This is a genomic window from Streptomyces sp. NPDC025793 (genome assembly GCF_055558375.1).
Genome location: NZ_JBVHMR010000029.1, coordinates 16,789 through 43,294 on the forward strand (window position 1 = coordinate 16,789; position 26,506 = coordinate 43,294).

Annotated in this window: 25 protein-coding genes and 1 riboswitch; of the genes, 20 read left to right on the forward strand and 5 right to left on the reverse strand. The window is 73.1% G+C overall.

All coding sequences use genetic code 11. The features are described 5' to 3' along the window. Positions 1-6 precede the first annotated feature (6 nt). The 8 genes from ACZ4MF_RS36000 (at position 7) to ACZ4MF_RS36035 (ending at position 9,697) form a co-directional block, all read left to right on the forward strand. The gene (locus ACZ4MF_RS36000) at positions 7-1,089 is read left to right on the forward strand and encodes an ABC transporter ATP-binding protein (RefSeq protein ID WP_467496806.1); all 1,083 of its coding nucleotides are present in this window, start codon (positions 7-9) and stop codon (positions 1,087-1,089) included. Positions 1,090-1,103: 14 nt separating this feature from the next. Next, complete coding sequence (locus tag ACZ4MF_RS36005) at positions 1,104-2,570, forward strand: HAD-IA family hydrolase (RefSeq protein WP_467496808.1); 1,467 nt, start codon at positions 1,104-1,106, stop codon at positions 2,568-2,570. A 94-nt stretch (positions 2,571-2,664) separates the two neighbouring features. Continuing rightward, positions 2,665-5,295: a sensor histidine kinase gene (locus tag ACZ4MF_RS36010; RefSeq protein ID WP_467496809.1), complete on the forward strand. Its 2,631-nt coding sequence runs from the start codon at positions 2,665-2,667 to the stop codon at positions 5,293-5,295. Next, positions 5,285-5,737: a roadblock/LC7 domain-containing protein gene (locus ACZ4MF_RS36015; RefSeq protein WP_356032739.1), complete on the forward strand. Its 453-nt coding sequence runs from the start codon at positions 5,285-5,287 to the stop codon at positions 5,735-5,737. The genes ACZ4MF_RS36010 and ACZ4MF_RS36015 overlap by 11 nt, the downstream gene beginning before the upstream one ends. A gap of 7 nt (positions 5,738-5,744) precedes the next feature. Then, positions 5,745-6,125: a DUF742 domain-containing protein gene (locus tag ACZ4MF_RS36020; RefSeq protein WP_356032742.1), complete on the forward strand. Its 381-nt coding sequence runs from the start codon at positions 5,745-5,747 to the stop codon at positions 6,123-6,125. A gap of 146 nt (positions 6,126-6,271) precedes the next feature. Next, a complete protein-coding gene (locus ACZ4MF_RS36025) occupies positions 6,272-6,922 on the forward strand; it encodes a DUF4232 domain-containing protein (RefSeq protein ID WP_467496811.1) in 651 nt (216 codons plus the stop codon). 206 nt (positions 6,923-7,128) lie between these two features. After that, a complete protein-coding gene (locus tag ACZ4MF_RS36030) occupies positions 7,129-7,917 on the forward strand; it encodes a carbon-nitrogen hydrolase family protein (protein ID WP_467496812.1) in 789 nt (262 codons plus the stop codon). An 82-nt stretch (positions 7,918-7,999) separates the two neighbouring features. Then, positions 8,000-9,697, forward strand: coding sequence for a flavin monoamine oxidase family protein (locus ACZ4MF_RS36035; RefSeq protein ID WP_467496814.1), 1,698 nt, complete (start codon positions 8,000-8,002; stop codon positions 9,695-9,697). Positions 9,698-9,740: 43 nt separating this feature from the next. Here the strand turns inward: ACZ4MF_RS36035 and ACZ4MF_RS36040 are convergent, their stop codons facing one another. From ACZ4MF_RS36040 to ACZ4MF_RS36050, 3 genes are all read right to left on the reverse strand, one after another. Beyond that, positions 9,741-10,670 (reverse strand): LLM class F420-dependent oxidoreductase, encoded by a 930-nt coding sequence (locus ACZ4MF_RS36040; RefSeq protein ID WP_467496816.1) that lies wholly within the window; start codon positions 10,668-10,670, stop codon positions 9,741-9,743. Between the two features lie 136 nt (positions 10,671-10,806). Then, the gene (locus ACZ4MF_RS36045; protein ID WP_467496818.1) at positions 10,807-11,499 is read right to left on the reverse strand and encodes a DUF5995 family protein; all 693 of its coding nucleotides are present in this window, start codon (positions 11,497-11,499) and stop codon (positions 10,807-10,809) included. Positions 11,500-11,632: 133 nt separating this feature from the next. After that, the gene (locus ACZ4MF_RS36050) at positions 11,633-13,024 is read right to left on the reverse strand and encodes a uracil-xanthine permease family protein (protein ID WP_467496915.1); all 1,392 of its coding nucleotides are present in this window, start codon (positions 13,022-13,024) and stop codon (positions 11,633-11,635) included. Positions 13,025-13,166: 142 nt separating this feature from the next. On the opposite strand from ACZ4MF_RS36050, the gene ACZ4MF_RS36055 reads away from it, so the two are divergent. Both ACZ4MF_RS36055 and ACZ4MF_RS36060 read left to right on the forward strand, forming a co-directional pair. Next, complete coding sequence (locus tag ACZ4MF_RS36055; protein ID WP_467496820.1) at positions 13,167-14,423, forward strand: alginate lyase family protein; 1,257 nt, start codon at positions 13,167-13,169, stop codon at positions 14,421-14,423. A gap of 86 nt (positions 14,424-14,509) precedes the next feature. Continuing rightward, positions 14,510-14,968 carry an acyl-CoA thioesterase gene (locus ACZ4MF_RS36060; protein ID WP_467496822.1) on the forward strand — a complete coding sequence of 153 codons (459 nt, stop codon included), beginning with the start codon at positions 14,510-14,512 and terminating at the stop codon, positions 14,966-14,968. Positions 14,969-14,999: 31 nt separating this feature from the next. On the opposite strand, the gene ACZ4MF_RS36065 is transcribed toward ACZ4MF_RS36060, so the two are convergent. Further along, positions 15,000-16,214, reverse strand: a complete 1,215-nt coding sequence (locus tag ACZ4MF_RS36065) for an MFS transporter (protein WP_467496823.1) — start codon at positions 16,212-16,214, stop codon at positions 15,000-15,002. Positions 16,215-16,324: 110 nt separating this feature from the next. Here ACZ4MF_RS36065 and ACZ4MF_RS36070 point away from each other — a divergent pair, with 110 nt between their 5' ends. Continuing rightward, positions 16,325-17,545, forward strand: coding sequence for an ROK family transcriptional regulator (locus ACZ4MF_RS36070; protein WP_467496825.1), 1,221 nt, complete (start codon positions 16,325-16,327; stop codon positions 17,543-17,545). Positions 17,546-17,609: 64 nt separating this feature from the next. Here ACZ4MF_RS36070 and ACZ4MF_RS36075 read toward each other — a convergent pair whose 3' ends face one another. After that, complete coding sequence (locus tag ACZ4MF_RS36075) at positions 17,610-18,353, reverse strand: SDR family oxidoreductase (RefSeq protein ID WP_467496826.1); 744 nt, start codon at positions 18,351-18,353, stop codon at positions 17,610-17,612. A 359-nt stretch (positions 18,354-18,712) separates the two neighbouring features. Next, positions 18,713-18,843, forward strand: a riboswitch (FMN riboswitch). Between the two features lie 155 nt (positions 18,844-18,998). On the opposite strand from ACZ4MF_RS36075, the gene ACZ4MF_RS36080 reads away from it, so the two are divergent. The 9 genes from ACZ4MF_RS36080 to ACZ4MF_RS36120 all read left to right on the forward strand — a co-directional run bounded on the left by ACZ4MF_RS36080 (position 18,999) and on the right by ACZ4MF_RS36120 (position 26,433). Then, on the forward strand, positions 18,999-19,607 hold the full coding sequence (locus ACZ4MF_RS36080) for a riboflavin synthase (protein WP_467496828.1): 609 nt from the start codon (positions 18,999-19,001) through the stop codon (positions 19,605-19,607). Then, the gene (pnuC, locus tag ACZ4MF_RS36085; RefSeq protein ID WP_467496830.1) at positions 19,604-20,245 is read left to right on the forward strand and encodes a nicotinamide riboside transporter PnuC; all 642 of its coding nucleotides are present in this window, start codon (positions 19,604-19,606) and stop codon (positions 20,243-20,245) included. The genes ACZ4MF_RS36080 and pnuC overlap by 4 nt, the downstream gene beginning before the upstream one ends. Continuing rightward, a complete protein-coding gene (locus ACZ4MF_RS36090) occupies positions 20,242-21,531 on the forward strand; it encodes a bifunctional 3,4-dihydroxy-2-butanone-4-phosphate synthase/GTP cyclohydrolase II (RefSeq protein ID WP_467496832.1) in 1,290 nt (429 codons plus the stop codon). Before pnuC ends, ACZ4MF_RS36090 begins: the two co-directional genes overlap by 4 nt. A 21-nt stretch (positions 21,532-21,552) precedes the next feature. Continuing rightward, positions 21,553-22,038, forward strand: a complete 486-nt coding sequence (ribH, locus tag ACZ4MF_RS36095) for a 6,7-dimethyl-8-ribityllumazine synthase (RefSeq protein ID WP_071375103.1) — start codon at positions 21,553-21,555, stop codon at positions 22,036-22,038. A gap of 34 nt (positions 22,039-22,072) precedes the next feature. Continuing rightward, positions 22,073-22,345, forward strand: a complete 273-nt coding sequence (locus tag ACZ4MF_RS36100; protein ID WP_007491392.1) for a phosphoribosyl-ATP diphosphatase — start codon at positions 22,073-22,075, stop codon at positions 22,343-22,345. A gap of 52 nt (positions 22,346-22,397) precedes the next feature. Then, entirely contained in the window at positions 22,398-23,255 is an 858-nt protein-coding gene (hisG, locus tag ACZ4MF_RS36105) for an ATP phosphoribosyltransferase (protein WP_362822005.1), read from the forward strand. Between the two features lie 16 nt (positions 23,256-23,271). Then, positions 23,272-23,736: a PH domain-containing protein gene (locus tag ACZ4MF_RS36110; protein WP_467496836.1), complete on the forward strand. Its 465-nt coding sequence runs from the start codon at positions 23,272-23,274 to the stop codon at positions 23,734-23,736. A 292-nt stretch (positions 23,737-24,028) separates the two neighbouring features. Then, positions 24,029-25,363 carry a hemolysin family protein gene (locus ACZ4MF_RS36115; RefSeq protein ID WP_467496838.1) on the forward strand — a complete coding sequence of 445 codons (1,335 nt, stop codon included), beginning with the start codon at positions 24,029-24,031 and terminating at the stop codon, positions 25,361-25,363. Beyond that, complete coding sequence (locus ACZ4MF_RS36120; protein WP_402069024.1) at positions 25,360-26,433, forward strand: hemolysin family protein; 1,074 nt, start codon at positions 25,360-25,362, stop codon at positions 26,431-26,433. The genes ACZ4MF_RS36115 and ACZ4MF_RS36120 overlap by 4 nt, the downstream gene beginning before the upstream one ends. Positions 26,434-26,506: the final 73 nt, after the last annotated feature.

Consider the following 26,506-nt stretch of genomic DNA (forward strand, 5'->3'; position numbering starts at 1 on the left):
CCGACCATGACCGCCACCACTCTTGAGAAGGCCACGGCCGAGAAGGCCGCGACCGTCGAATTCCGTTCCCTGCGGCGGGAGTTCGGGGCCACCGTCGCCCTCGACGGACTCGACCTCACCGTCCGCCCGGGGGAGTTCCTCGCCCTCCTCGGCCCCTCCGGCTGCGGCAAGACCACCGCACTGCGCATGCTCGCCGGGTTCGAACACCCCGACTCCGGCGCCGTGCTGGTGGACGGCGAGGACGTGACCCACGTCCCGGCGCACCGCCGCGACGCCGGGATGGTCTTCCAGTCGTACAGCCTCTTCCCGCACCTGAACGCCGTCGACAACGTCGCCTTCGGACTGCGCATGCGCGGCGTCCGCACGGGCGAACGGCGTTCCCGCGCCGCCGAGTTGCTGGACCTGGTCGGCCTCGGCGACAAGGGCGAGCGCTATCCGCACCAGCTCTCCGGCGGCCAGCAGCAGCGCATCGCGCTGGCCCGCGCCCTCGCGCTGCGCCCGCGCGTGCTGCTCCTGGACGAGCCGCTGTCCGCGCTCGACGCCAAGGTGCGGCTCACCCTGCGCGAGGAGATCCGCCGGCTCCAGCAGGAACTCGGCATCACCACTCTCTTCGTGACGCACGACCAGGAGGAGGCCCTGTCCGTCGCCGACCGGGTCGCCGTGATGCGCGCCGGGCGCCTCGAACAGTGCGCCGAACCCGCGGAGTTGTACGGCCGTCCCGCCACCGCCTTCGTCGCCGAGTTCGTCGGCACGATGAGCCGGATCCCGGGCGAGCTGGCCGACGGCACCGTCCAGGTGCTCGGGCAGCGGCTGCCCGCCGACGGCAACGGCGACGTGCCGGACGGTCCGGTCGACGTGCTGGTGCGCCCCGAGGCCGTCCACGTCTCGGCCGACGAGCAGGGCGCCGCCCGCGTCGTCGCCACCGCCTTCCTCGGCGCGGTCGTCCGGGTCACCGTACGGCTCGCCGACGGCACCGAGGCCAAGGCCGACCTGCCCGCCCACGAGGCCGCCGGACTCGGCGCCGGGGCCGCCGTCACCGTGTCGCTGCCCGAGCGGGCCGTGCTGGTGGCCGAACGTATCCAGAAGTGAGGAATGACCCGAACGTGACCCCCCACACCCCCCAACTCCCTCCGCAGGCAGTCCTGTTCGACATGGACGGCACGCTCGTCGACACCGAGCGGCTGTGGTGGGAGGCGGTCGAGCAGGTCGCCGGACGGCCGCTGACCGAGGCCGACCAGCCCGAGGTCCTCGGCCGCCCTGTCGAGCACACCGCCGAGTGGCTCGGCGCGGCCACCGGCCGGTCCGCCCGGGACCTCGCCGCCGACCTGCACCGCGAGTTCGCCGACCGCGTCCGCACCGGCATCGTGCCCCGCCCCGGCGCCCTGGACCTGCTGGCCGCGCTGGCCGCCGCCGGCGTCCCCACCGCCCTGGTCACCGCGTCCCCGCGCGCGGTCGCCGACGTCGTCCTCGACGCGCTGGGCGCCGGGCGGTTCGCGGCCTCCGTCACCGCCGACGACACACCCCGCACCAAGCCCGCCCCGGACCCGTATCTGGCCGCCTGCCGTGCGCTGGGCGTCGAGCCCACCGCCTGTGTGGCCGTCGAGGACACCGAGACCGGGGTCGCCTCCGCCGAGGCCGCCGGCTGCGCCGTACTCGCCGTACCGTCGCTCGCCCCGATCGGTGCGGCACCCGGCCGGACCGTGCGGGAGAGCCTCGCGGGGGTCACGGTCGAGGAGCTGGGGCGGATGGTGGCGCCCGAACTGCGGGTGATGAGCTGGAACCTGTGGCTCGGCGGCATCATGGTCGACGACCACCGGGCCAAGCAGCTCAAGGTCATCCTGGAGAGCGGCGCCGACGTCGTCGGGCTCCAGGAGACCGGCGGCACGGCCGCCCAGGAGCTGGCCGAGGCGCTCGGCTGGCACCACCACCGCGCCGGCGAGAACCTCGGCGTCCTCAGCCGCCACCCGATCACCGCCCGCCTCGGCGACCCCGACGTCGGCTTCTACGGCGCGGCCGGCGTCCGCATCGCCGTCGCGCCCGGCCGCGAGGTCGACGTGTGGACCGCGCATCTGCACTACACGCCGTACGGGCCCTACGAGTCCGCCTTCGACGGGCTGCCGGCGGCCGAGCTGATCGCCCACGAGGGGGTCCGGCTCACACAGATGCGGGACACCCTGCGCCGGATCGCCGAGTCGTGCGCCGACGGCGTCCCGGTCGTCCTCGTCGGCGACTTCAACTGCCCCTCGCACCTGGACCGGACGGACGTGGTCTGGCCGGTCACGAAGGCGGCCGAGGAGGCGGGCTTCGCCGACTCCTACCGCGAGGCCCACCCGGACCCCGCGGCCGCGCCCGGGCACACCTGGTCGCCGATCCACGCCGTGCACGAGGACGGCAGCGGGCGGCCCGAGCCGCAGGACCGGATCGACTACGTCCTGCACCGCGGCCTGACCGTGCGGGACGCGCGCACGCTCGTCACCGGCAGCCCGCGTCCCTGGCCGGACGTGGCGGACAACGACTGGCCCTCGGACCACGCGGCGGTCGTCACGACCTTTGCCCCGGCCACGAGGTGACTCGGGGTTACCGCAGGTCACCATTGCGGCACGGAGATCGATCCCGTAGGGTCTGCCGCGCTCTCTACTGACTGGTAACACCGGCAGGTACTTCATGCGCTGGCCACTCCGCCGCCCCACCACCGTCCGCACGCGGATCGTGGCGCTCGCGCTCGCCCCGGCCGTCGCGCTGATGGCGCTGTGGAGCTTCGCCATGTGGTCCGTCACCGGCGAACTGCGCGCGCTGGTCCGGGTCCAGGGGGTGTACGACGACTTCGGCACCCCCGTGGACACCGCGATCGGGCAGCTCCAGATCGAGCGCCGGATGTCCGCCGCCTACCTGGGCAGCCGCCTCGACACGGCCGCCGCCGGGCAGTTGCTCGGCCAGCAGCGCCGTACCGACCAGGCCGTCGAGGCCATGAAGCGGGCGGTCCAGGGCGGGGACCGGAGCCGGCTCACGGCTCGGCAGCGGCAGGCCCTGGACTCCGTGGTCGCGGCCACCGGCCGGCTGGAGGCGCTGCGCGAGCGCGTGCTGAACCGGCAGATCACCTGGGACCAGGCCGTCACCCGGTACAGCGCGCTCGTCGAGCCCGGCTTCGACGTGCAGTCCACGCTCACCGCCCTCCAGGCCGGCCAGCTCGCCCGCGAGGCCCAGGTCGTCATCGAGCTGGTGCGGGTGCGGGAGTTCGTCTCCCGCGAGGACGCGCTCGTCGCCGGGGCGCGGGCGGCCGGCACGCTGACCGGCGGGCAGTACGACACGCTGACCGCGACCATCGAGGACCGGCGCGTCTTCGAGCGGACGTACGTACCGGACCTGCCCGCCGACTCGCGCGGCCTGTTCGAGGACTTCCAGCGCGGCGACCTGTACCGCTCGCTGACCCGGGGCGAGGACGCCCTGCTGCGGGCCGGTGCCGCCGGTGCCGGGAAGGCGGTCGCCGCGAACACCTGGCGCTCGACCGTCGACCGGGCCGTCGTCCGCTACCGCGAGCTGTGCACCGGCTCCGCCGAGAACTCCGCCGCGCGCGGGCGCTCCTTCGCCTACCGGGAGCTGATCAAGGCGGCGGTGGTCGGCGGGGTCGGGCTGGCCGCCGCCGGGGTCTCGCTGTGGTTCGCGGTGCGCGGCGCCCGGCGCATCTCGCGGCGCCTGGAGACCCTGCGGGACGCGGCCGACGTCCTCACCCGCGACCAACTTCCCGACGTCATGCGGAGGCTGAGCGCCGGGGAGGACGTGGACGCGGGGGCGGCGGCGCCACCGCTGGCCGCCGACGCGCTCCACGACGACGAGATCGGGCAGGTCGGCCGCTCCTTCAACGCCGCCCGGCTCGCCGCCGTCGAGGCCGCCGTCCAGCAGGCAGGGCTGCGGCGCGGGCAGTTCGCGGTGCTGCTCACCATCGCGCGCCGCAACCAGGCGCTCGTGCACCGGCAGCTCAAGCTCGTCGACACGCTGGAGCGGCGCACCGAGGACCCGGACGTGCTGCGCGAGCTGTTCCGCATCGACCACCTCACCACCCGCATGCGACGGCACGCGGAGAGCCTGATCATCCTCTCCGGCGCCGCACCCGGCCGCCGCTGGCGCCGGCCGGTGCCGCTCGCCGACGTCGTCGCCTCGGCGGTCGGGGAGATCGAGGATTACGCGCGCGTGGTGGTGCCGCCGATGCCCGAGGTGGGGGTGGCCGCGGAAGCCGTCGCCGACGTCGTCCACCTCGTCGCCGAACTCCTGGAGAACGCCACGGTGTTCTCGCCGCCGCACACCCAGGTCACCCTGCGCAGCGGGCGGGTCGGCAGCGGGTTCGTCCTGGAGATCGACGACCGCGGGCTCGGCCTCGACGCCGACGCCCGCGACGGGGCGTACGCCACCCTCACCGCCCCCGACGCCTTCGACCCCACCCGCCACGACCGGCTGGGCCTCTACGTCGTCGGCCGCCTCGCCGCCCGCCACGGCATCGAGGTCAGCCTCCGGGACTCGCCCTACGGGGGGACGACGGCGCTGGTGCGGTTGCCTTCGGCGCTGCTCGCCGAGGTCACCACGGCGAAGGCCGCCACGGCGGAGCCCGCCGTGGCCGCGGACGCGCCGGTGCCGGCGGGCGGCCGGCGGGCCGCGGGAACGCTGGGCGCGGTACGGGAACTGCCGGTCAGGAACGCCACGGCACGCGGCCGGTCGGCCGAGGACACGGTCGTGCAGGAACTGCCCGCCAGGGGCCCGGCCCTGCGGGGACTTCCTCCTGGGGACGGGGACGGGGACGGGGACAGCGACGGCGACGTGCGGCGGCTGCCGTCCGGGGACGGGAGCGCACGGGGACTGCCCTCCGGGTACGCGGCCGTACCCGCGCTGCCGGCCAGGAAGCGGACCGGAACCTCGGCCGCCGGGCGCCCGGCACCGGCGCGGGAGCCGTCCGCCGCCGAACTGGCCGCGGAATCCGCCGCCGCGCCGGAAGCCTCGGCCCGGCCGGAACAAGGCCCCGCCCCCGCCCTCCCCACCCGTACCCGGCAGGCCGCCCTCGCCCCCGGGCTGCGGGACGACCCGCCGGCGCGCCCGGACACGCCCGAGCGACCGATGGACGCCGAGGAGATGCGGGCGATCTTCGGCGCCTTCCAGCGAGGGCTCGACCGCGGCCGCAAGGGCCTGCCCGCGCACCACGAGACGACCCCCGGCCGGGAGACCCCCGGCACCGAAGGCACCACCCCCCACGCAGGCGAAGCAACGACCGACGCCCACGAAGGGACGGAGACCGACGATGACCGGTGACGAACAGCCCGGTGACGACCACGGGCCCGAGCGGTCCGCCGCGCCCGGCGGAGCGGTCGGCACGGATCTCGGCTGGCTGCTGGACGACCTCGTGGCGCGCACCGGGGACGTCCGGCAGGCCGTGCTGCTCACCGCCGACGGACTGCCGCTCAGCAGCTCCGACGGCATGCGCCGGCGCGACATCGAGCATCTGGCCGCCATCTGCTCCGGCTTCCACGGCCTCGCCCGCTCGGCGGGCGAGCGGTTCGCCGCCGGCGCGGTGCGCCAGACCATGGTGATGCTCGACGACGCCTACCTCTTCATCACCCCGGCCGGCCACGGCACCCGGCTCGCCGTCCTCAGCGAGGCCCGCACCGACGTCGGCCAGCTCGCCCACGAGATGGCCCTGCTCGTCCGCCGTCTCGGCCGCCACCTGGACACGGCCGCCCGCACGGGCTCCTGATCCCACCGTGAGCGACGAGCACTGGTACGAGGACGAGACCGGGCAGATGGTGCGCCCCTACACCGTGACCCGGGGCCGCACCCGGCCCTCCGGCGCGCACGCCATCGACCTGATGTCCCAGGTCAGCGCGGTGGAGACCGAGGGGCCGGGACCGGACATCGACCACGCCGGTGCCGCCCTGCTCGACCTGGTCCGGCGCGGCCGGCGCCCCGTCGTGGAGCTGGCCGCGGACGCCGACCTGCCCCTGACCGTGCTGCGGGTCCTGCTCGGCGACCTGGCCGAGGCGGGCCTGATCCGCATCGACGCGCCCCGCCGCGCCCCGGCGGGCGCTCCGGGCGCCGACCCGGGGCTGCTGCGCGAGATCGTGGCACGGTTGCGTGAGATATGAGCAGGTCCGGGGACGCATGTAACAGGCATGTACGAGGCGGGTGGCGAGCGGAACGGCACGGGTGCCCGCGACGGTCTCACCGGGTGGCACGTGACCAGTGCCGCTCACGCTCGTTGCGTGAGGGGACAACGCCTCGAAGGGGAACCATGCGCGTCCAGAAGCTCTCGCTGCTCGCCGTCGCCGCCGTCGCGGGGCTGTCGCTCACCGCCTGCTCGGGAAGTGACAGCGGCTCCTCCGGCACGAGCGACTCCTCCGCCCCGGGCCGGAGCGCCGCCTCCCAGGGCTCCGGCGCCCAGGACTCCGGCACGCAGAGCACCGGCGGCAGCGGCGCGGCCTCCGGCAAGGGGACCAGCACCGGCACCGGCCAGGCGGGTACGAACGGCGGTGCGGCCGTGGGCGGCGGCGCGGGGGCCTGCAAGACCTCCCAGCTCGCGTTCAGCACCTCCGGCGGCATGGCCGAGGGCGAGCTGATCGTGAACCTGAAGAACACCGGCTCCGCCACCTGCTCCCTCAAGGGCTTCCCCGGCGCCGACCTGAAGAGCAAGGACGGCAGCATCAGCGCCAGGCGCAGCTCGGTCGCCCCCGTGCCGGTGCGCGTCAAGCCCGGCGAGGAGACCCGGTTCACGCTGCACTACCCGCCGAACAACTCCGGCGGCACCGGCGAGACCTTCACCACCCTCGTGGTCACCCCTCCGGGCGAGACCCACTCCCACAGCCTGCCGGTCGGCGTCAACGTCCCCGTCACGGACGGCGCCGGCGGCGCGATCACCGTCGACCCGGTCGGCACCGGGAAGTAGTACCTGACGTCACCGGTGCCCCGTCCACCACCTGCGCCGCAGGGGACGGGGCACCGTCGTACGGGCGCGCAACGAATCGCCGTATCGCCCCCGTCGCACGCAACGAACCGCGCACAGGCGCGCAACGGCTCCTTCTTGTCCGGCCGAGCGCGCCGACCGTACCGTCTTCGTGGCCCCCCAAAGTCCCTCTCCGGTGAGGATCACGCATGCGCACCGCCCTGCTCCAGAGCTCCGGCCGCCCCGGCTCGACCGTCGAGAACCTGAAGGTCCTCGACGCCGCCGCGGGCCGGGCCGCCGCCGCGGGCGCCGCGCTGCTCGCCGCCCCGGAGATGTTCCTGACCGGCTACGCGATCGGCGACGACATCGGCCGCCTCGCCGAGCCCGCCGACGGCGACAGCGCCGACGCGATCGCCGAGACCGCCGCCCGGCACGGCATCGCGATCGTCTACGGCTACCCGGAGCGCGACGGCGAGAGCGTCTTCAACTCCGCCCAGCTGATCTCCGCCGACGGCACCCGCCTCGCGAACTACCGCAAGACCCACCTCTTCGGCTGCTTCGAGCGGGACCACTTCACGCCCGGCGACCAGCCGGTCGTCCAGGCCGAGCTGAACGGCCTCACCGTGGGCCTGATGATCTGCTACGACGTCGAGTTCCCGGAGAACGTCCGCGCCCACGCCCTGGCCGGCACCGACCTCCTGGTCGTCCCGACCGCGCAGATGCACCCCTTCCAGTTCGTCGCCGAGTCCCTCGTGCCGGTGCGCGCCTGGGAGAACCAGATGTACGTCGCGTACGTCAACCGGGTCGGCCGGGAAGGGGAGTTCGAGTTCGTCGGGCTGTCCGTCCTCGCCGGTCCCGACGGGGTCGCCCGCACCCGGGCCGGCCGCGGCGAGGAGCTGGTGTTCGCCGACGCCGACCCCGCCCTCCTGGCCGCCTCCCGCGAGGCCAACCCGTACCTGGAGGACCGCCGCCCCGGTCTGTACGGGTCCCTGACCTGACATCCCCCTGAGCCTTCCCCCTGAGCTTCCCCCGAACTTCTGAACTTCCCCCGAGTTCTTTCGCGCAAGGAGTCCGTACCCCATGACGTCCACGGTGCCCAACGCCGTCGAGCACACCGACGGGCAGCAGCCGCCGATCACCATGTTCGGCCCGGACTTCCCGTACGCCTACGACGACTTCCTCGCCCACCCGGCGGGCCTCGGCCAGATACCCGCGACCGAACACGGCACCGAGGTCGCGGTCATCGGCGGCGGGCTGTCCGGCATCGTGGCCGCCTATGAGCTGATGAAGATGGGCCTCAAGCCCGTCGTCTACGAGGCCGACCGGATCGGCGGGCGGCTGCGCACCGTCGGCTTCGAGGGCTGCGACGAGTCCCTGACGGCGGAGATGGGCGCGATGCGCTTCCCGCCGTCCTCGACCGCCCTCCAGCACTACATCGACCTGGTGGGTCTGGAGACCCGGCCCTTCCCCAACCCCCTTGCCGAGGCGACGCCGTCGACCGTCGTCGACCTCAAGGGCGAGTCGCACTACGCCGAGACGATCGACGACCTGCCCCAGGTGTACCGGGACGTCGCCGAGGCCTGGAACAAGTGCCTCGAAGACGGCGCCGACTTCTCCGACATGAACCGCGCCATGCGCGAGCGGGACGTGCCGCGCATCCGTGAGATCTGGGCGAAGCTGGTCGAGAAGCTCGACAACCAGACCTTCTACGGCTTCCTCTGCGACTCCGAGGCGTTCAAGTCCTTCCGGCACCGCGAGATCTTCGGCCAGGTCGGCTTCGGCACCGGCGGCTGGGACACCGACTTCCCGAACTCCATCCTGGAGATCCTGCGCGTCGTCTACACCGAGGCCGACGACCACCACCGCGGCATCGTCGGCGGCTCCCAGCAGCTGCCGCTGCGCCTGTGGGAGCGCGAGCCGGAGAAGATCGTCCACTGGCCCTACGGCACCTCGCTGAAGTCCCTGCACCCGGACGGCGAGCCGCACCCGGCCGTGACCCGGCTGCACCGCACCGCGGGCGGCCGGATCACCGTGACCGACGCGAACGGTGACATCCGCACCTACCGGGCGGCCGTCTTCACCGCCCAGTCCTGGATGCTGCTGTCCAAGATCGCCTGTGACGACTCGCTCTTCCCGATCGACCACTGGACCGCCATCGAGCGCACCCACTACATGGAGTCCAGCAAGCTCTTCGTCCCCGTCGACCGGCCCTTCTGGCTGGACAAGGACGAGGACACCGGCCGGGACGTCATGTCGATGACGCTCACCGACCGCATGACCCGCGGGACGTACCTGCTGGACGACGGCCCGGACAAGCCGGCCGTGATCTGCCTGTCCTACACCTGGTGCGACGACAGTCTGAAGTGGCTGCCGCTGTCCGCGAACGAGCGGATGGAGGTCATGCTGAAGTCGCTCGGCGAGATCTACCCGAAGGTCGACATCCGCAAGCACGTCATCGGCAACCCGGTGACCGTCTCCTGGGAGAACGAGCCCTACTTCATGGGCGCGTTCAAGGCCAACCTGCCCGGCCACTACCGCTACCAGCGGCGCCTGTTCACGCACTTCATGCAGGACCGGCTGCCCGCGGACAAGCGGGGCATCTTCCTCGCCGGCGACGACATCTCCTGGACGGCCGGCTGGGCCGAGGGCGCCGTCCAGACCGCGCTGAACGCGGTCTGGGGCGTCATGCACCACTTCGGCGGCACGACCGACGCGGCGAACCCCGGCCCGGGCGACGTCTACGACGAGATCGCCCCGGTGGAGCTTCCCGAGGACTGACCGGGTCCGGCGGGAGCAGTGACCAAGGCGCGGCCGGCCGGCCTCAGACTCCGGCCGCCCGCGCCTTTTCGAACACCTCGGCGGCGACGTCCTTCAGCTCCTCCGCGTCCCGCGCGCCGCTCTGCACGTCGATCAGGAACTCGTCCATGCCCATCTCGGTGAACGGCACGAGGTCCGCCACGATCTGGTCGACGCTGCCCTGGAAGGTCCTGCGGTCGGCGCCCTCGTGGGGCTTCGCCTCCAGGGCGGTGTTCACCCGCAGCACCGTCCGGATCGGCTTCGTACGGCCCCGCTCCTCGGCCAGCTCCCGCAGCTGCCGCCACTGGGCCGCGACCTGCTCGACGCTGAAGCCCGCAGGCAGCCAGCCGTCGGCGTGGTCGACCAGACGCCGGAACGCCCGCTGGTTGCTCGCGGCCAGCAGAATCGGAATCGGGCGCACGGGCTTGGGCCCGACCACCGCGGAGGCGATCTTCGTGAGAGAGCCGTCGTAGACGACCGGATCCGGGCCCCACACCGCCCGGCTCACCTCGATGATCTCGTCCAGCGCCTTGCCGCGCTCCGCGAAGGGCCGCACCGAGGAGGCCGCGTACTCGTCGAGGGACCAGCCGGTGCCGAGGCCCGCGAGGACCCGGCCGCCGCTCGCGGCGTCCAGCGAGGCGAGGGCCTTGGCGAGCTGGAACGGCACGTGCAGCGGCGCCACCAGGACGCTGGAGCCCAGCTCCGCCCGCTCGGTGGCCGCCGCGGCCAGGGTGAGGGTGACCAGCGGGTCGGCCACATTGCGGTACTCGTCCGGCCAGGGCACGCCGTCCATGCCGTACAGCCCCTGGGTGGCGGGCTCGGGGAACAGGGCCCGCTCGAAGACCCACAGGCTCTCGTAACCGGTCCGTTCGGCGGCGCGGGCCACGTCGGGCACGTCCGAGCCGAGGGAGAACTGCCGCATCTGGGGAAGACCGAGACCGAGCCGTGCTGCCATGACCGCTCCTTGTGACGGATGACCGGGGGTACCGGACGACAACGTACGGAGCCGACACGGCTGTTCCACGGCGGCTCGCGCGAGGGTTCGGATCCGGCCAGTTCCGCCGGGCAGTCGGCCGTCGGATCGGCGTGGGTCAGATCAGCTCGGGGAGCGGGGTGAGCAGCATCCGGCCCGCGAACCCCACGGCCGCGTCGAGCCGTTCGGTGAACGCGTCGGCGACGTCGCCGCAGTGGCGCAGTGCCCACAGCGCCCGCGCCGCCACCCAGGTCGCGTCCCGGGCTCTCTCCAGACTCCAGGAACCCAGCAGATGGGTGAGCGGATCGGCGACCTGGAGCAGATCGGGGCCCGGCATCAGATCCTCGCGGACACGCTCCTCCAGCGATACGAGGAGTTCGCCCACGCGGTCGAACTCGTCCTCCAGATCGGCCGGTTCGCAGCCGAGCGCACCACAGGCGTCCACCACGGCGAGCGCCAGGTCGTGCCCGATGTGCGCGTTGATGCCCGCAAGGGCGAACTGCAGCGGCCGCACCCCGGGATGGCCGCGGAGCTGGAACAGCGGGCGCCAGCAGGCGGGCGGACGGCGGTCCGCCGACGCCGCGTCGACCGCAGCCAGATAGCGCCGCGCGAACCGCACGTCCAGCGTGACCGCCGCCCGCGGGTCCTCGAACTCCCCGGCGTCCAGACGCCGTTCGACCTCCTCGGTGACGGTGAGGTAGACGCGGTTGAACACGGCGACCCCGTCGCGCTCGGGCAGGGCCGCGTCGATCGCGCGCATCCGGGCGATCACCGCGTCGACGGGAGTGGTGAAGTGTTCCAACTGCGCCATGGGGGAAGGGTCCCAGTCCTGAGCCGGGCGGCGAGCCGACCGGCCCGGCGCTTCGCCGGAACGGGGGAACGGCACGGTGCCAGGCGCCTCGCGGACCGCCGGCCGCGCGCCGGCTCCCGGGCCCGTCCCACGCCTACGACGTGGCGCGCGGCCCGTCCGCGTCGTAGCGGGAGGTGCCCTCGTCCAGCAGAGGACGCTGCGTCTTGAGATGGGCCGGGGCGAAGGCGCGCAGGGCGTGGTAGCCGGTGATGACGACCAGGGTGCCGAGGGCGATGCCGCTGAGCGAGAAGTTGCTGGTGAACTTCATGCTGACGTTGCCGACGCCGATGATGATGCCCGCGGCGGCCGGCACCAGGTTCAGCGGGTTGCGCAGGTCCACCTTGGCGTTGAGCCAGATCTGGGCGCCCAGCAGGCCGATCATGCCGTAGAGGATGACGGTGATGCCGCCGAGGACACCGCCCGGGATCGCGGCCACGATCGCGCCGAACTTCGGGCAGAGGCCGAAGAGCAGGGCGAAGCCGGCGGCGGCCCAGTAGGCGGCGGTGGAGTAGACGCGGGTGGCGGCCATGACGCCGATGTTCTCGGAGTACGTGGTGTTCGGCGGGCCGCCGACGGCCGTGGACAGCATGGAGGCGACGCCGTCCGCCGAGATCGCCGTGCCGAGCTTGTCGTCCAGCGGGTCGCCGGTCATCTCGCCGACCGCCTTGACGTGGCCCGCGTTCTCCGCGACCAGGGCGATGACGACCGGCAGCGCGACCAGGATCGCGGACCACTGGAAGGACGGCCCGTGGAAGTGCGGCAGGCCGATCCAGTCGGCCTTGGAGACGCCGGAGAGGTCCAGTCGCCAGTGATCGGTGACCGTGCCGCTCGCGCTCACCGAGTGGATCCTGCCGAAGATCCGGTCGAACGCCCAGGAGATGCCGTACCCGAAGACCAGCCCGAGGAAGATCGCGATCCGGGACCAGAAACCGCGCAGACAGACCACGGCCAGCCCGGTGAACAGCATGACGAGCAGGGCGGTCCACTGGTCCTGCGGCCAGTAGGTGGCGGCGGTGACCGGGGCGAGGTTGAAGCCGATCAGCATGACGACCGCGCCGGTGACGATGGGCGGCATGGCCGCGTGGATGATCCGCGCGCCGAAGCGCTGCACCGCGAGCCCGACCAGGAACAGCACCACGCCGACGACGAACACCGCGCCGGTCACCGTGGCGCTGGTCCCGCCCTGGGCGCGGATGACGGCGGCCACCCCCACGAACGACAGGGAGCAGCCGAGGTAGCTCGGCACCCGGCCGCGCGTGGCCAGCAGGAAGATCACGGTCGCCACGCCCGACATCATGATCGCGAGGTTCGGGTCCAGGCCCATGAGCACGGGGGCCACGAAGGAGGCGCCGAACATCGCGACCACGTGCTGGGCGCCGAGGCCCACGGTCCGGGGCCAGGTGAGCCGTTCGTCGGGGCGTACCACCGCTCCGGGCGCGGGCGTGCGCCCGTCACCGTGCAGTTTCCAGCGCACGCCGAGGTCCATGGTGGGGTTTCGCTTTCTTACGTACATGAAGACGGTCCGCACCATTGTCACGGGTGACGAGCGGTCCTACGCTCACACGGTCCTACTCATGAACCATGTTCATGTATCTGACCGGTTCGACTGGCTCGGATGGGAGCCCCCGATGAGTGGAAGATCCCGTGCGGCCGTGCTGCTCGCCGCCGTGGTGGCGTTCGGCGCGGTGCTCGTCCCGGCCGCGCACGCCGCGCCGAAGGCCCCGCGCACCGTCGTGCTCGACGGCGCCCGCCTCCTGCAGACCCGGGCCCGCCTGGGCCACGACCCCCGACTCCGGCGCGTGCTCGGGGAGTTGACCACCCGTGCCGACACCTGGCTGGACCAGGGCCCCTGGACGGTCGTCGACAAGCCGAGGCCCGCGCCCGGCGGCGACGTGCACGAGTATCTGAGCCAGGCCCCCTACTGGTGGCCCACGACGACCCCCACCGCCGACAACCCCTGGGGCTGCCCCTACGTCCAGCGCGACGGGCAGCGCAATCCGGAGGTCGACAGCGGCACCGACCGGCAGGACGCCGAGAAGGTCTTCGACTCGACGTACGACCTCGCGCTCGCCTGGTACTACACCGGCAGGCGGATCTACGCCGAGAAGGCCGGGCAGATCCTGCGCACCTGGTTCCTCGCCCCGGCCACCCGGATGAATCCCGACCTGGACCACGCCCAGTTCATCCCGTGCACCTACGACGGCCGGGCCATCGGCATCATCGACTTCTCCCAGTCGTACACCAGCGTCCTCGACGCCCAGGCGATCCTGGCCACCGGCGCGCCCGGCTGGAGCGCGCGGGACCGCACGGCGATGGGCGCGTGGAACGCCGGTTTCCTGGACTGGCTGAAGAACAGCGCCTTCGGCAAGGAGGAGGGCGCCGCCGCCAACAACCACGGCACCTTCTACGACATGCAGCTCGCCGCCCTCGCACTCGCCACCGGCGACACCGCGCTGGCCCGGCGGACCGTGCTGGACGCGCGCGCACGGCGGATCGACCCGCAGATCGCGGCCGACGGCAGCCAGCCCCAGGAACTCGCCCGCACCCGCAGCTGGCACTACTCGGCCTTCGACCTCGTCGCCCACACCCGGCTCGCGGCCATCGGCCGGCACGTGGGCGTGGACCTCTGGTCGTACCGGGGTCCTGACGGGCAGGGCCTGGCCAAGGCGGTCGACTACCTGCTCCCGGCGGCGACGGGCGCCGCCGGCTGGTCGCATCCGGAGCTGGAGTTCCACCGGTACGCGGCCACCGACGTCGTCCACGCGGCGGCCGACGCGGGGGACCGGGCGGCCGCGAAGGCCGTCGCCGCACTGGAGGCGCCGCCCGGCGGCGATCTGTGGGCGCTGCGTCCCGCGGCCGAGCAACTGGACTCCATCGCGGGCTGACCGCTGCCCGACGGGTTACGGGCAGGGTTCCTGAGCGGTCGCTTAGTATGTGATTGTCCTTGCAACCATGTTCAGGAGCCCCTCCCGTGACCGCCGAAGCCCCGAGCGCGCCCGCCCTCTCCTACGGTCGGCTGATCCCCGTCACCGTCCACTTCGACGACCTCGACGCCCTCGGACTCCTGCACAACGCCCGCTACCCGCTGCTGGTCGAGCGCGCCTGGACCGAGTTGTGGAACGAGCACGGCGTCCGCTTCGACGGCGACTGGCACGCGGCGGGCGACGCCTGCAACGCGGTGCGCGAACTGCGCATCAGCTACGAGGCACCCGTGACCAGCCCCGGTGTGTACGCCGTCCACCTCTGGCTGGACCGGCTCGGCACCACCGGCCTGACCTACGGCTTCCGCTTCTGCTCGGCCGACGGCACGCGGACGTACGCCGAGGGCGCCCGGGTGCTGGTCCGGCTCGACGCCGGCACCCTGCGCCCCACGCCCTGGACGGACGCCTTCCGGGCCGTCGGCCGGGGACTGCTGCGCCCGGCGGGCTGACGTTCCGCGGGGGCGTCTGCCGAGGCGTCTTTCAGGGGCGCGGGTCGGGTACGGCGGCGGGACGCACGCCGGCCTTCGGGCGGCCGCCGCGCTCGGCGGTGCGCAGCACCCCCGCGCACACCGCGAGCCCGCACGCCAGCGCCGTCACCACGGCGAACGACACCACCAGGCTGGTCGCCTGGGCCACCCCGCCGATCAGGCTCGGCGCGATCAGCCCCGAGGTGTAGGTGATCGTCGCCACGCCCGCTATGGCCTGGCTGGGATTCGGCCCCGCGTGCCCGGCCGCCGCGAAGCACAGCGGTACGACCACCGCGATACCGAGCCCCATCAGCCCGAACCCGGCCATCGCCACCGCCTGTTGCCCGGCGGCGACGATCAGCAGTCCGCCCAGTACGGCCAGCACTCCGCCGGCCCGGACGGTACGGACCGCGCCGTACCGGTTCACCACCGCGTCCCCGGCGATCCGCGCCACCGCCATGGTCAGCATGAACCCGGTCGTACAGGCCGCCGCCACCCCGGCCGAGCTGTCCAGCCGGTCCCGCAGGAAGACCGCCGACCAGTCCAGACTCGCGCCCTCCGCGAACACCGCGCAGAAGCCGACCGTGCCGATCAGCAGCGCCGAGCGCGGCGGCAGCGCGAACCGCGGCGGCGGCTCCTCGTCCGCGGCCGGCTGGAGGTCCGGCACCCAGGAGCAGACCACCGCTCCGAGCACGGTGAGCACGGCGGCGGCCAGCAGGAAGTGCACGCGGGCGTCCGCCCCCAGATGCGCGGCGAGCGTGCCGGCCGCGGAGCCGGTCAGCGCCCCCGCGCTCCACATGCCGTGCAGCCCCGACATGATCGACTTGCCCAGCAGCCGCTCGACCTCGACGCCGAGCGCGTTCATCGCGACGTCGGCCGTCCCCGCGCTCGCGCCGTAGACGAACATCGCCAGGCACAGGGTGTACAGGTTCGGTGCCAGCGACGGCAGGACCAGCGACATCGTCCACAGCGCGAGCAGGCCGCGCAGCGCCGTACGGCTGCCGAAGCGGTGGCTGATCCGGCCCGCGAGCGGCATCGCGCACGAGGCGCCGAGCGCCGTGAACGCCAGCGCGAAGCCCAACTGGCCCGCGCCGAGCGAGGCATGGTCCCGGATCCACGGCACCCGGGTGGCGAAGGAGCCGGTCACGGCGCCGTGCACGGCGAACACCGCCGCCACGGCGTACCGGGCGCGCCTCACCCCGCCGGGTGCGTGTCCCACGTCACTCATGTTCCCGTCCCTCCCCGGTCCGGTCTCACCTCCGGTGGGCGCCCCTGCGGCACGCGGCGTAAACTATCAGGGACCCTTCCTGATAGATAGACGGTTCTAGGATTCCCGTCATGCCCGCATCGCCCAGCACCGCCCGGGCCATCAACGACCGCCTCGCCCTGCGGCTGCTCCAGCAGGAAGGCCCGCTGACGGCAGGGCAGTTGAAACAGCTGACCGGGCTGTCCCGGCCGACGGTCGCCGACCTCGTGGACCGGCTCGCCGACGCCGGGCTGATCACCGTGGTCGGCGAGTCGGGGGAGCAGCGCCGCGGCCCGAACGCCCGGCTCTACGGCATCGTCGCCGACCGCGCCCACCTGGCCGCGCTGGACGTCCGTACCGAGGGCGTCTTCGTGCTGGTGTCGGACCTGGTCGGGCGGGTGCTCGCCGAGGCGTCCGTGCCGATCGGCGGGGACACCGGCACCGGGTCCGCCGTGGAGCAGGCGGTGGCCGCGGTGGAGCGCGCCGCCAAGGAGGCCGGTGCGGACCGGCTGCACACCGTCGGCATCGGCGCGCCGGGCCTCGTCGACCCGGCCACCGGCGACCTGCGCGACTCCGGCGGGCTGCCCGAGTGGCACCGCAGCCTGTCCGCCGCCCTCCAGGAACGCCTCCCGGGCGCCCGCGTCACCGTGGAGAACGAGACCAACCTCGCCGCCCTGGCCGAGCAGCGCGAGGGAGCCGCCCGGGACCGGGACACCTTCGTCCTGCTCTGGCTGGGCCACGGCGTCGGCGCGGCGGTCGTCCTCGACGGCACCCTGCGCCGCGGCGCCTCGGGCGGCACCGGCGAGATCGGCTTCCTGCCCGTCCCGGGCACCGGCGCACTGCCCTCGGCGCAGGACTGCGACGGCGGCTTCCACTCCCTGGCCGGAGCGGCGGCGATCGGCGCCCTGGCGACGTCCTGCGGCCTGCCGGCACCGTCCCGCCCGGACGGCCCGGGCGCGGCCGAGACGGTGCGGGCGGCGGTGGGGGCAGCGGGGCGCGAGGCAGCGGTCGATACGGGTGCCGTTCCGCCCGCCACCCGCTTCCTGCACGCGCTCGCCGATCGGATCGCGGTCGGGGCCGCCTCCGTCGTGGCCGTCCTGGACCCCGGCTGCGTGGTGCTCGGCGGGGAGGTCGGGCGGGCCGGGGGTGCGGTGCTCGCGGGGCTGGTGGCGGAGCGGCTGCGCGGGATGTCACCGCTGCGCACGGAGGTCCGGGCCGGCACCCTCGGCGGCACGGCCGTCCTGCGCGGTGCGCTCCTGACGGCCCGGGACCGCGCCCAGGACGACCTGTTCGGACCCCCGGGCCTGACCTGACCCCTCCCCGACCGGATACGGCCCCGCGTGCCGCACCCCCTCCCGAACGGCCCCCGCTTCTTCGTCAGTTGCCGAAGCGGCGCTCCAGGTACTCCTCGAACGTCACCTTGCCCACCGCCCGCTCCGGTGCCAGGTGCCCGCCCGCGCGGAAGGCGCGGTACGTCCGGCCGGGCAGCGGTACCCGGACCACGCCTCGGCGGCGGCCGGTCGCCTTCAGATAGGCGCGGGCCAGGGAGTCGAAGGAGCGGACCTCGGGGCCGCCCATGTCCGGGACCCGTCCGGCCGGTGCGGCGAGTGCCAACTCGGCCAGCCGGTCGGCGACTTCGGTCACCTCCACCGGCTGGTCCGGCACCCCGGCCGGGAGCGGCAGGACGGGCGACCTGGCCAGTGCGCCCAGCACCGTCGCCACCAGGTCGTGGAACTGGGTGGCGCGCAGCAGCGTGAAGCCGAGCCCCGACTCCTCGATCAGCCGTTCCACGGCCAGCTTGGACCTGTAGTAGCCGAGCGGCACCCGGTCGACCCCGACGATCGAGATGTGCACCAGGTGGGGCACCCCGGCCCGCCGCGCCGCCGAGACGAGACGGCCGGCCGCCCGCTCGTCGCCGCCGCGCGGGCTGCTCGCGCAGTGCACCACCGTCCCCACACCCGCCAACGCGGCGTCCAGACCCGCTCCGCCCGCGCGCAGATCGACGGCGTACGGCTGCGCGTGCCGGCTGAGCACCCGCACCACCTGCCCGTCCGCCCGCAGCCGTTCCGTCACACGGCGGCCGAGTGTGCCGGTCCCGCCGGTCACCAGGATCGTGGTCATGCTGTTCCCGTTCCTCCGGACTCCGGGTGCCCCCGGTCGGAGCACCCCTCGCCGGTGGAAACCGGACGGCCGCGGGAATCGTGACATCGCGGCGACGGACTTCGCGGGCCCTGGCGGTCCGGCGGCGGGCAAGGGCCGTCGTCACCGCCACCGGACCCGTCCGCACCCTAAAAGGACTAGACCAGTACGGTCAATGGTCCGGGCCGCCATCCGGGGCACCGTCAACCGGACGTCCCCGAAGGGCAGTTGTCCCGTGCGGCTGCGCCGCGCAAGGGTGCCGGCACGCGCTGTGAGGGAGGCCACACGCCTCGCCTGTCTGGATGCCGGTCCGGCGTGGCACACTGGCCCTGTACCAGAAGCAGCGCACTCCGGGGTCGGTGAAAGTCCGAACCGGCGGTTACAGTCCGCGACCCGGTCGCTTCCAGCGGCCGGTTGACCAGGTGAAATTCCTGGACCGACGGTTAAAGTCCGGATGGGAGGCAGTGCGCGGCGAGCGGGCACGTCTTTCGTGTGCGCCGTCGTATCTGGGCTCGTCCGTACCCGGACGGGTCCTTGTCGGCGTCGTCCCTTCGTGCTCACTCGTACCTGCTGTCGTCATCGACAGGCCCCGGAGTCCGTGCCCGAAGAGGCAGGAGGACCCGGGAAGTGTTCACCGGAATCGTCGAAGAGCTGGGTGAGGTCACCGCCGTCGAGAACCTCGGCGACGCCTCCCGCTTCAAGCTCCGTGGCCCCGTCGTGACCAAGGGCGCGCAGCACGGCGACTCCATCGCCGTGAACGGCGTCTGTCTCACCGTCGTCGAGCACGAGGGCGACGAGTTCACGGCCGACGTCATGGCCGAGACCCTGAAGCGCTCCAGCCTCGGCGCGCTCACCGTCGGCTCCCGCGTCAACCTCGAACGCCCCACCGCCGTGGGCGCCCGCCTGGGCGGCCACATCGTGCAGGGCCACGTCGACGGCACGGGCCAGGTGCTCGCCCGCACGCCCTCCGAGAACTGGGAGATCGTGAAGATCTCCCTCCCCGCGGACCTCGCCCGCTACGTGGTCGAGAAGGGCTCCGTCACCGTCGACGGCATCAGCCTCACCGTCGTCGAGGCCGGCCCGGACTACTTCACGGTCAGCCTCATCCCGACCACCCTCGACCTGACCACGCTCGGCGTGAAGCAGGCCGGCGACCCGGTCAACCTGGAGGTCGACGTCATCGCCAAGTACGTCGAGCGCCTCCTCGGCGACCGCGCCGAGGGAGCCGGCAAGTGAACTGGCTGAACTCCGAGGCCTTCACCCTCTTCGGCCAGCGCATCATCTGGTCGGACATGGTCGGCAACATCCTCGGCCTGATCACCCTCGCCCTCGGCTGGCGCCGCTCCCTGTGGACCTGGCCCGTGCAGTTCCTCTCCGGCCTCGTCCTCTTCGCCGCCTTCTACGGCCATCTGGCAGGCAGCGCCGGCAAGCAGGCCGTCGTCATGGCCGTTGCCCTGTACGGCTGGTGGCAGTGGCAGCGCACCAAGGACCGCGCCGGCGACGGCCACATCACGCCCCGCTTCGCCACCTGGCGCGAGCGCGCGGCCATGCTCGCCGCGGCCGCCGTGGGCACGGTCGCCGTCGCCCTGTTCTTCCAGGCGTACCCGAGCCTGTCCTGGGACCCCTGGCCGGACGCGTACATATTCGTCGGCACCGTCGTCGCGATGTACGCCCAGGCCAAGGGCATGGTCGAGTTCTGGATCGCCTGGCTCCTCGTCGACGTCGTCGGCGTTCCCCTCAACTTCACCAACGGCTACGCCTTCTCCGGTTTCGTCTACGTCATCTACGGCGCGCTCGTCCTGTGGGGCATGCGCGACTGGTGGCTGCGCTCCCGCAGGCGTCCGCAGCCCGTCCTGGAAGGAGCTCCGGCATGACCGCGGCACCTCTGCTCCACGACATCGATCCCCTTGAGGACTTCCTGCTCGACCCCGTCGAACAGGCCATCGCCGACATCGCCGCGGGCCGCCCGGTCGTGGTCGTGGACGACGAGGACCGGGAGAACGAGGGCGACCTCGTCATCGCCGCCGAGAAGGCGACCCCCGAGATCGTCGCCTTCATGATGAGCGAGTGCCGGGGCCTGATCTGCGCCCCCATGGAGGGCGAGGAACTCGACCGGCTGCGGCTGCCGCAGATGGTCGAGGACAACACCGAGTCGATGAAGACCGCCTTCACCGTCTCCGTGGACGCCTCCGCCGCACACGGCGTGACCACCGGCATCTCCGGCGCCGACCGCGCCACCACGCTCCAGCTGTTGGCGAGCGGCACCGCCGAGCCGACGGACTTCGTCCGCCCCGGCCATGTCTTCCCGCTGCGCGCCAGGCCCGGCGGTGTCCTCGTGCGCGACGGCCACACCGAGGCCGCCGTCGACCTCGCCCGGCTCGCGGGCCTGCGCCCGGCCGGCGCCATCGTGGAGATCGCCGGCGAGGACGGCCGGATGCTCCGGCTGCCCGAGCTGGTCCCGTTCGCCCGCAAGCACGGCCTCACGATCATCTCCATCGAGGACCTGATCGCCTACCGCCGCAGCAGCGAGCCCACCGTCCGCCGCGAGGCCGAGACCCGGCTGCCCACCGCCCACGGCACCTTCACCGCCTACGGCTACCGGGCCGTCGCCGACGGCGTCGAGCACGTCGCCCTCGTGCACGGCGAGATCGGCGACGGGGAGGACGTCCTGGTCCGCGTCCACTCCGAGTGCCTCACCGGCGACGTCTTCGGCTCCCTGCGCTGCGACTGCGGCCCCCAGCTGGACACCTCGCTGGAGCGCATCCAGAAGGAGGGCCGGGGCGTCGTGGTCTACCTGCGCGGCCACGAGGGCCGCGGCATCGGCCTGCTGTCCAAGCTCCGGGCGTACGAACTCCAGGAGCAGGGCCGCGACACGCTCGACGCCAACCTCGAACTCGGCCTGCCGGCCGACGCCCGGGACTACGGCGCGGGTGCGCAGATCCTGACCGACCTCGGCGTGCGCAGCGTCCGGCTCATGACCAACAATCCGGACAAGACGGACGCGTTGCGTAGCCGCGGCATCAAGGTCACCGACCGCGAGCCGATGCCGGTCCAGGCCGGGGAGCACAATCTGCGGTACCTGCGCACCAAGCGCGACCGGATGGGCCACGACCTGCCCTGGCTCGACACGCCCGCCGTGGCGGCCTGCGGCAACCAGTAAGCAAGCATTCAAGGGAGAAACGTGAGCGGCAAGGGTGCACCGGAGCTGTCCGTACGGGGCGCGAGCGACCTCAGGGTCGCCGTCATCGCGGCGCAGTGGCACGAGAAGGTGATGGACGGTCTGGTGAACGGCGCCCTGCGCGCCCTGCACGACCTGGGGATCGACGAGCCGACCCTGATCCGGGTCCCCGGCAGCTTCGAGCTCCCGGTCGCCGCCAAGGTCCTCGCGGGCCGCGGCTACGACGCGGTGGTCGCCCTCGGCGTCGTCATCCGCGGTGGCACGCCCCACTTCGACTACGTGTGCCAGGGCGTCACCCAGGGCCTCACCCAGGTCAGCATCGAGACCGGCGTCCCCGTCGGCTTCGGCGTGCTCACCTGCGACACCGAGGAGCAGGCCCTGGACCGGGCCGGCATCGAGGGCTCCAACGAGGACAAGGGGCACGAGGCGGTGACGGCGGCGGTGGCGACGGCGGCCACGCTGCGCTCGGTATCCGAACCCTGGCACTAGGTCGGCCACCACAGCGGCTAGGGTGGGGCACACCATGTCCAAGAAGACGTTCGAGGAGCTCTTCACCGAGCTCCAGCACAAGGCCGCCCACGGCGATCCCGCCACCTCCCGCACCGCAGAGCTGGTCGGCAAAGGCGTCCATGCCATCGGCAAGAAGGTCGTCGAGGAGGCCGCCGAGGTCTGGATGGCCGCCGAGTACGAGGGCAAGGAAGCGGCCGCCGAGGAGATCTCGCAGCTGCTCTACCACGTCCAGGTGATGATGGTCGCCCGCGGGATCTCCCTGGACGACGTCTACGCCCACCTGTGAACAGCCTGCCGTACCAGCCGTAAAACCCCTTCACGCAAAGGAAGCCGACCTCATGCTGCGCATCGCCGTCCCCAACAAGGGTTCCCTGTCCGGCCCTGCGGCGGAGATGCTGCATGAGGCCGGCTACCAGCAGCGCCGCGAGTCCAAGGAGCTGCGGATCGTCGACCCGGAGAACGAGGTCGAGTTCTTCTACCTCCGTCCCCGCGACATCGCGATCTACGTCTCCTCCGGCCGCCTCGACATCGGCATCACCGGCCGCGACCTGCTGATCGACTCCGGCGCCGGCGCCGAGGAGATCCTCCCGCTCGGCTTCGCCCGCTCCACCTTCCGCTTCGCCGCCAAGCCCGGCACGGCGAACGGCATCGCGGACCTCAAGGGCAGGACGGTCGCCACCTCCTACGAGGGCATCGTCGCGGGGCACCTCGCGGACAGCGGCGTCGACGCCTCCGTCGTCCACCTCGACGGCGCCGTCGAGACCGCGATCGAGCTGGGCGTCGCCGAGGTGATCGCCGACGTCGTCGAGACCGGCACCAGCCTGCGCAACGCCGGCCTGGAGGTGTTCGGCGAGCCGATCATGAAGTCCGAGGCGATCGTCATCCGCCGCACCGGCGCCGACGCCGCGGAGGCCGCCGAGCCGAAGGTCCAGCAGTTCCTGCGCCGCCTCCAGGGCGTCCTGGTCGCGCGGACGTACGTGATGATGGACTACGACTGCCGCGTCGAGCAGCTGGAGAAGGCCGTCGCACTCACCCCCGGCCTGGAGTCCCCGACCGTCTCGCCGCTGCACAACGAGGGCTGGGTCGCGGTCCGCGCCATGGTCCCCGCCAAGGAGGCGCAGCGGATCATGGACGACCTCTACGCCATCGGCGCCCGCGCCATCCTCACCACGGCCATCCACGCCTGCCGCCTGTAGAGGGGTACGCCGACCGATGTCCGACCCGACCTCCCTTCCCGACCTCCCCGTCACCTTCCGGCCGGGCCACACCCGGGCCATCCTGCTCACCGCCGGCGTGGCGATCTTCCTGACCATCACGGCGGTCGGCCTGCTGCTGGAGCAGCTGGGCCCGGGCGAGCGGCTCAGCTTCGTCGTCACCGGAGGGCTCATCTTCTGGGTGCTCGCCCTGCTGGCCCGGATCAGGGTGGTCGCCGACGACTCCGGCGTCACCGTGGTCAACATCGCCAGTAAGCGGCGCCTGGAATGGGCGGAGATCGTTCAGGTGAACCTCCGCCCGGGCGACCCGTGGGTGTTCCTCAACCTCAGCGACGGCACCAGCCTGCCGGCGCTCGGCATCCAGCCGGGCCTCGCCAAGGAGCGTGCCATCGCCGACGCGCGGACTCTGCGGGCGCTCGCCGAGGCCCGCTCGACGGTCGACGCCGCCCACGACCGGGGCTGACCCGGCGGCCGAGCACGGCCACTCAGGGGGCGCGTCGCGGCCTCCTCGAGGTCGGCTCCGGGCTCACTCGGGGGCAGATCGGGGACGACTCCGGGGCGCCCACCCTGCCCGAGCGGCCCTTGTCTTGATTAATCTGGTGGCGGAGGCCTTTTCGCTGCGCCTCCGCCCCTGCGCGCCGCCCCGGTGCCCAGGGGTTCCTGCTACCCGAGGAGTGACTCCCTCCAGCGATGGACGGATCGTCCTGTAGTACCTGCGCCGCCCCGACCCGACATACCGGGAAGGCGGCGGCATCGTGACCACCTCTCTGCTGCTCCTGGCAGCCGCCCTCCTGCTGATTCTCGCCAACGGATTCTTCGTGGCGGCCGAGTTCGGCCTCGTGACGGTCGAGCGCCCGGAGGCCGAGAAGGCCGCCGCCGACGGCGACCGACGCGCTCGTACGGTCGTCGAGTCGCTGAAGGAGCTGTCCTTCCAGCTCTCCGGCACCCAGCTCGGCATCACCATCACCTCCCTGGTCGTCGGTATGCTCGCCGAACCGGCCCTGGCCCGGCTGCTGCACGGCCCGTTCGCCGCACTCGGCCTGCCGGGCGGTGCCGTCTCCGGTATCGCCGCGGTCGTCGGCATGCTGCTGGCCTCCGCGATCCAGATGGTCATCGGCGAACTCGTGCCCAAGAACTGGGCGGTGTCCAAGCCGCTCCAGGTCGCGCGCTTCGTCGTCGGCCCGCAGGCCCACTTCTCGCGGCTGTTCCGCCCGGTGATCGCCGCGCTCAACACCGTGGCCAACCGGCTCGTCCGGGCCCTCGGCGTCGAGCCGGCCGAGGAACTGGCCTCCGCCCGCACCCCGGGCGAGCTCGTCTCCCTGGCCCGGCACTCCGCCCAGGCCGGCGCCCTGGAGCAGGACACCGCCGACCTGTTCGTGCGCACCCTGTCCCTGGGCGAGCTGACCGCACAGCACGTCATGACCCCGCGCGTGAAGGTCAGCGCCCTCCAGGACTCGGCCAGCGCCGAGGACGTCGTGAACCTCACCCGGGCCACCGGCCTGTCCCGTTTCCCCGTCTACCGGGAGAAGATCGACGAGATCGTCGGCATGGCCCACCTCAAGGACGCCCTGGCCGTCCCGGTCCACGACCGGCTGCGCACCCCGGTGAGCCGCATCGCCCGCAAGGCGCTGCTCGTCCCCGAGACCCTGCCGGTCCAGCCCCTCCTCGCCCGGCTTCGCTCCGAGCAGCCCATCGCGGTCGTCGTCGACGAGTACGGCGGCACGGCCGGCGTCGTCACCCTGGAGGACATCGTCGAGGAACTCGTCGGCGAGGTCCGCGACGAGCACGACCGCCCGGACACGCCGGAATTCGCCGTCGCCCCGCCGCAGGACGGCAAGCCCGCCTGGGACGTCGACGGCAGCGTCCGCGTCGACATCCTCCAGCGCATAGGACTCGACGTGCCCGAGGGGCCGTACGAGACGGTCGCCGGACTGGTCGCGGACCTGCTCGGCAGGATCCCGGCCCCCGGCGACCGGGCCGAACTGCCCGGCTGGCGGCTCTCGGTGCGCCGCGTCGGCCACTACCGCGCCGAACGGGTCCGCCTGGTCAGGACGGCCCCGGCGGCGAACGTGATGGAGGCCGCCCGATGAGCCTCCTCCAACTGGCCTTCGCCGCGCTGCTCGTGCTCGCCAACGGCTTCTTCGTCGGTGCCGAGTTCGCGCTCGTCTCCGTGCGCCGCAGCCAGATCGAGCCGCTCGGCACGGCGCGCGCCCGCCAGGTGCTCTACGGCCTGCAGCGCCTGCCGCAGATGATGGCCGCCGCCCAGTTCGGCATCACGGTCTGCTCCCTGACCCTCGGCGCGGTCGCCGAGCCGACGGTGGCGCATCTGCTGGAGCCGGTGTTCGCGGCGGTCCGGCTGCCGGACGGCATGATCCACCCGCTGGGTTATGTGATCGCGCTGATGGCGGTCGTCTTCTTCCACCTGGTGATCGGCGAGATGGTGCCGAAGAACCTCGCGATGGCGGCCCCTGAGAAGGCGGCGCTCTGGCTCAGCCCGGGCCTTGTGGCGTTCGCCCGCGTGTGCAAGCCGATCACGGTCGCCCTCGGCGCCTGCGCCCAGGCCATCCTGCGCCTGTTCCGGGTCGAGCCGAAGGACGAGGTGGAGGCGGTCGTCACCACCGAGCAGCTCAACCGCCTGCTGGAGGACTCCGGCCAGGCGGGCCTGCTCGGCCCCGAGGAGCGGGAGCGCCTGGAGGACGCCCTGGAGCTGGGCTCCCGCCCGGTGACGGACGTCCTGCTGCGCCGGGAGTCCCTGGTCGTCGTGGCGCCGGCGGTCACCCCGGGCGAGATCGTCGACCTGACGGCCCGCACCGGCTACTCCCGCTTCCCGGTCGCGGCGACGGACAAGGGCGCCTTCATGGGCTACGTCCACGTCAAGGACGTCCTGGACCTGGAGAGCTCCGACCGTGCCGTCCCGCAGCACGTCTGGCGCCCCATGACCACCCTGCGGGCCGAGCTGCCGCTCGACGACGCCCTCACGGTCATGCGCCGCGCGGCCACGCACCTGGCCCAGGTGGCCGACGCCTCCGGCAAGGTGCTGGGTCTGGTGGCCCTGGAGGACGTACTGGAGCTGCTGGTGGGAGAGGTACGGGACCCGGCCCACCGCGAGATGCCCGAGCCGAGAGTCAGCGACGAGCCGGAGGGGGCGCTCGCCAACTAGCCCGGACGGCGGGGAGCCGCGTGACGGCGGGCCGGTGGCCGGCCGTCACGTAGTTCCCCGAGTCCGTTCCGGT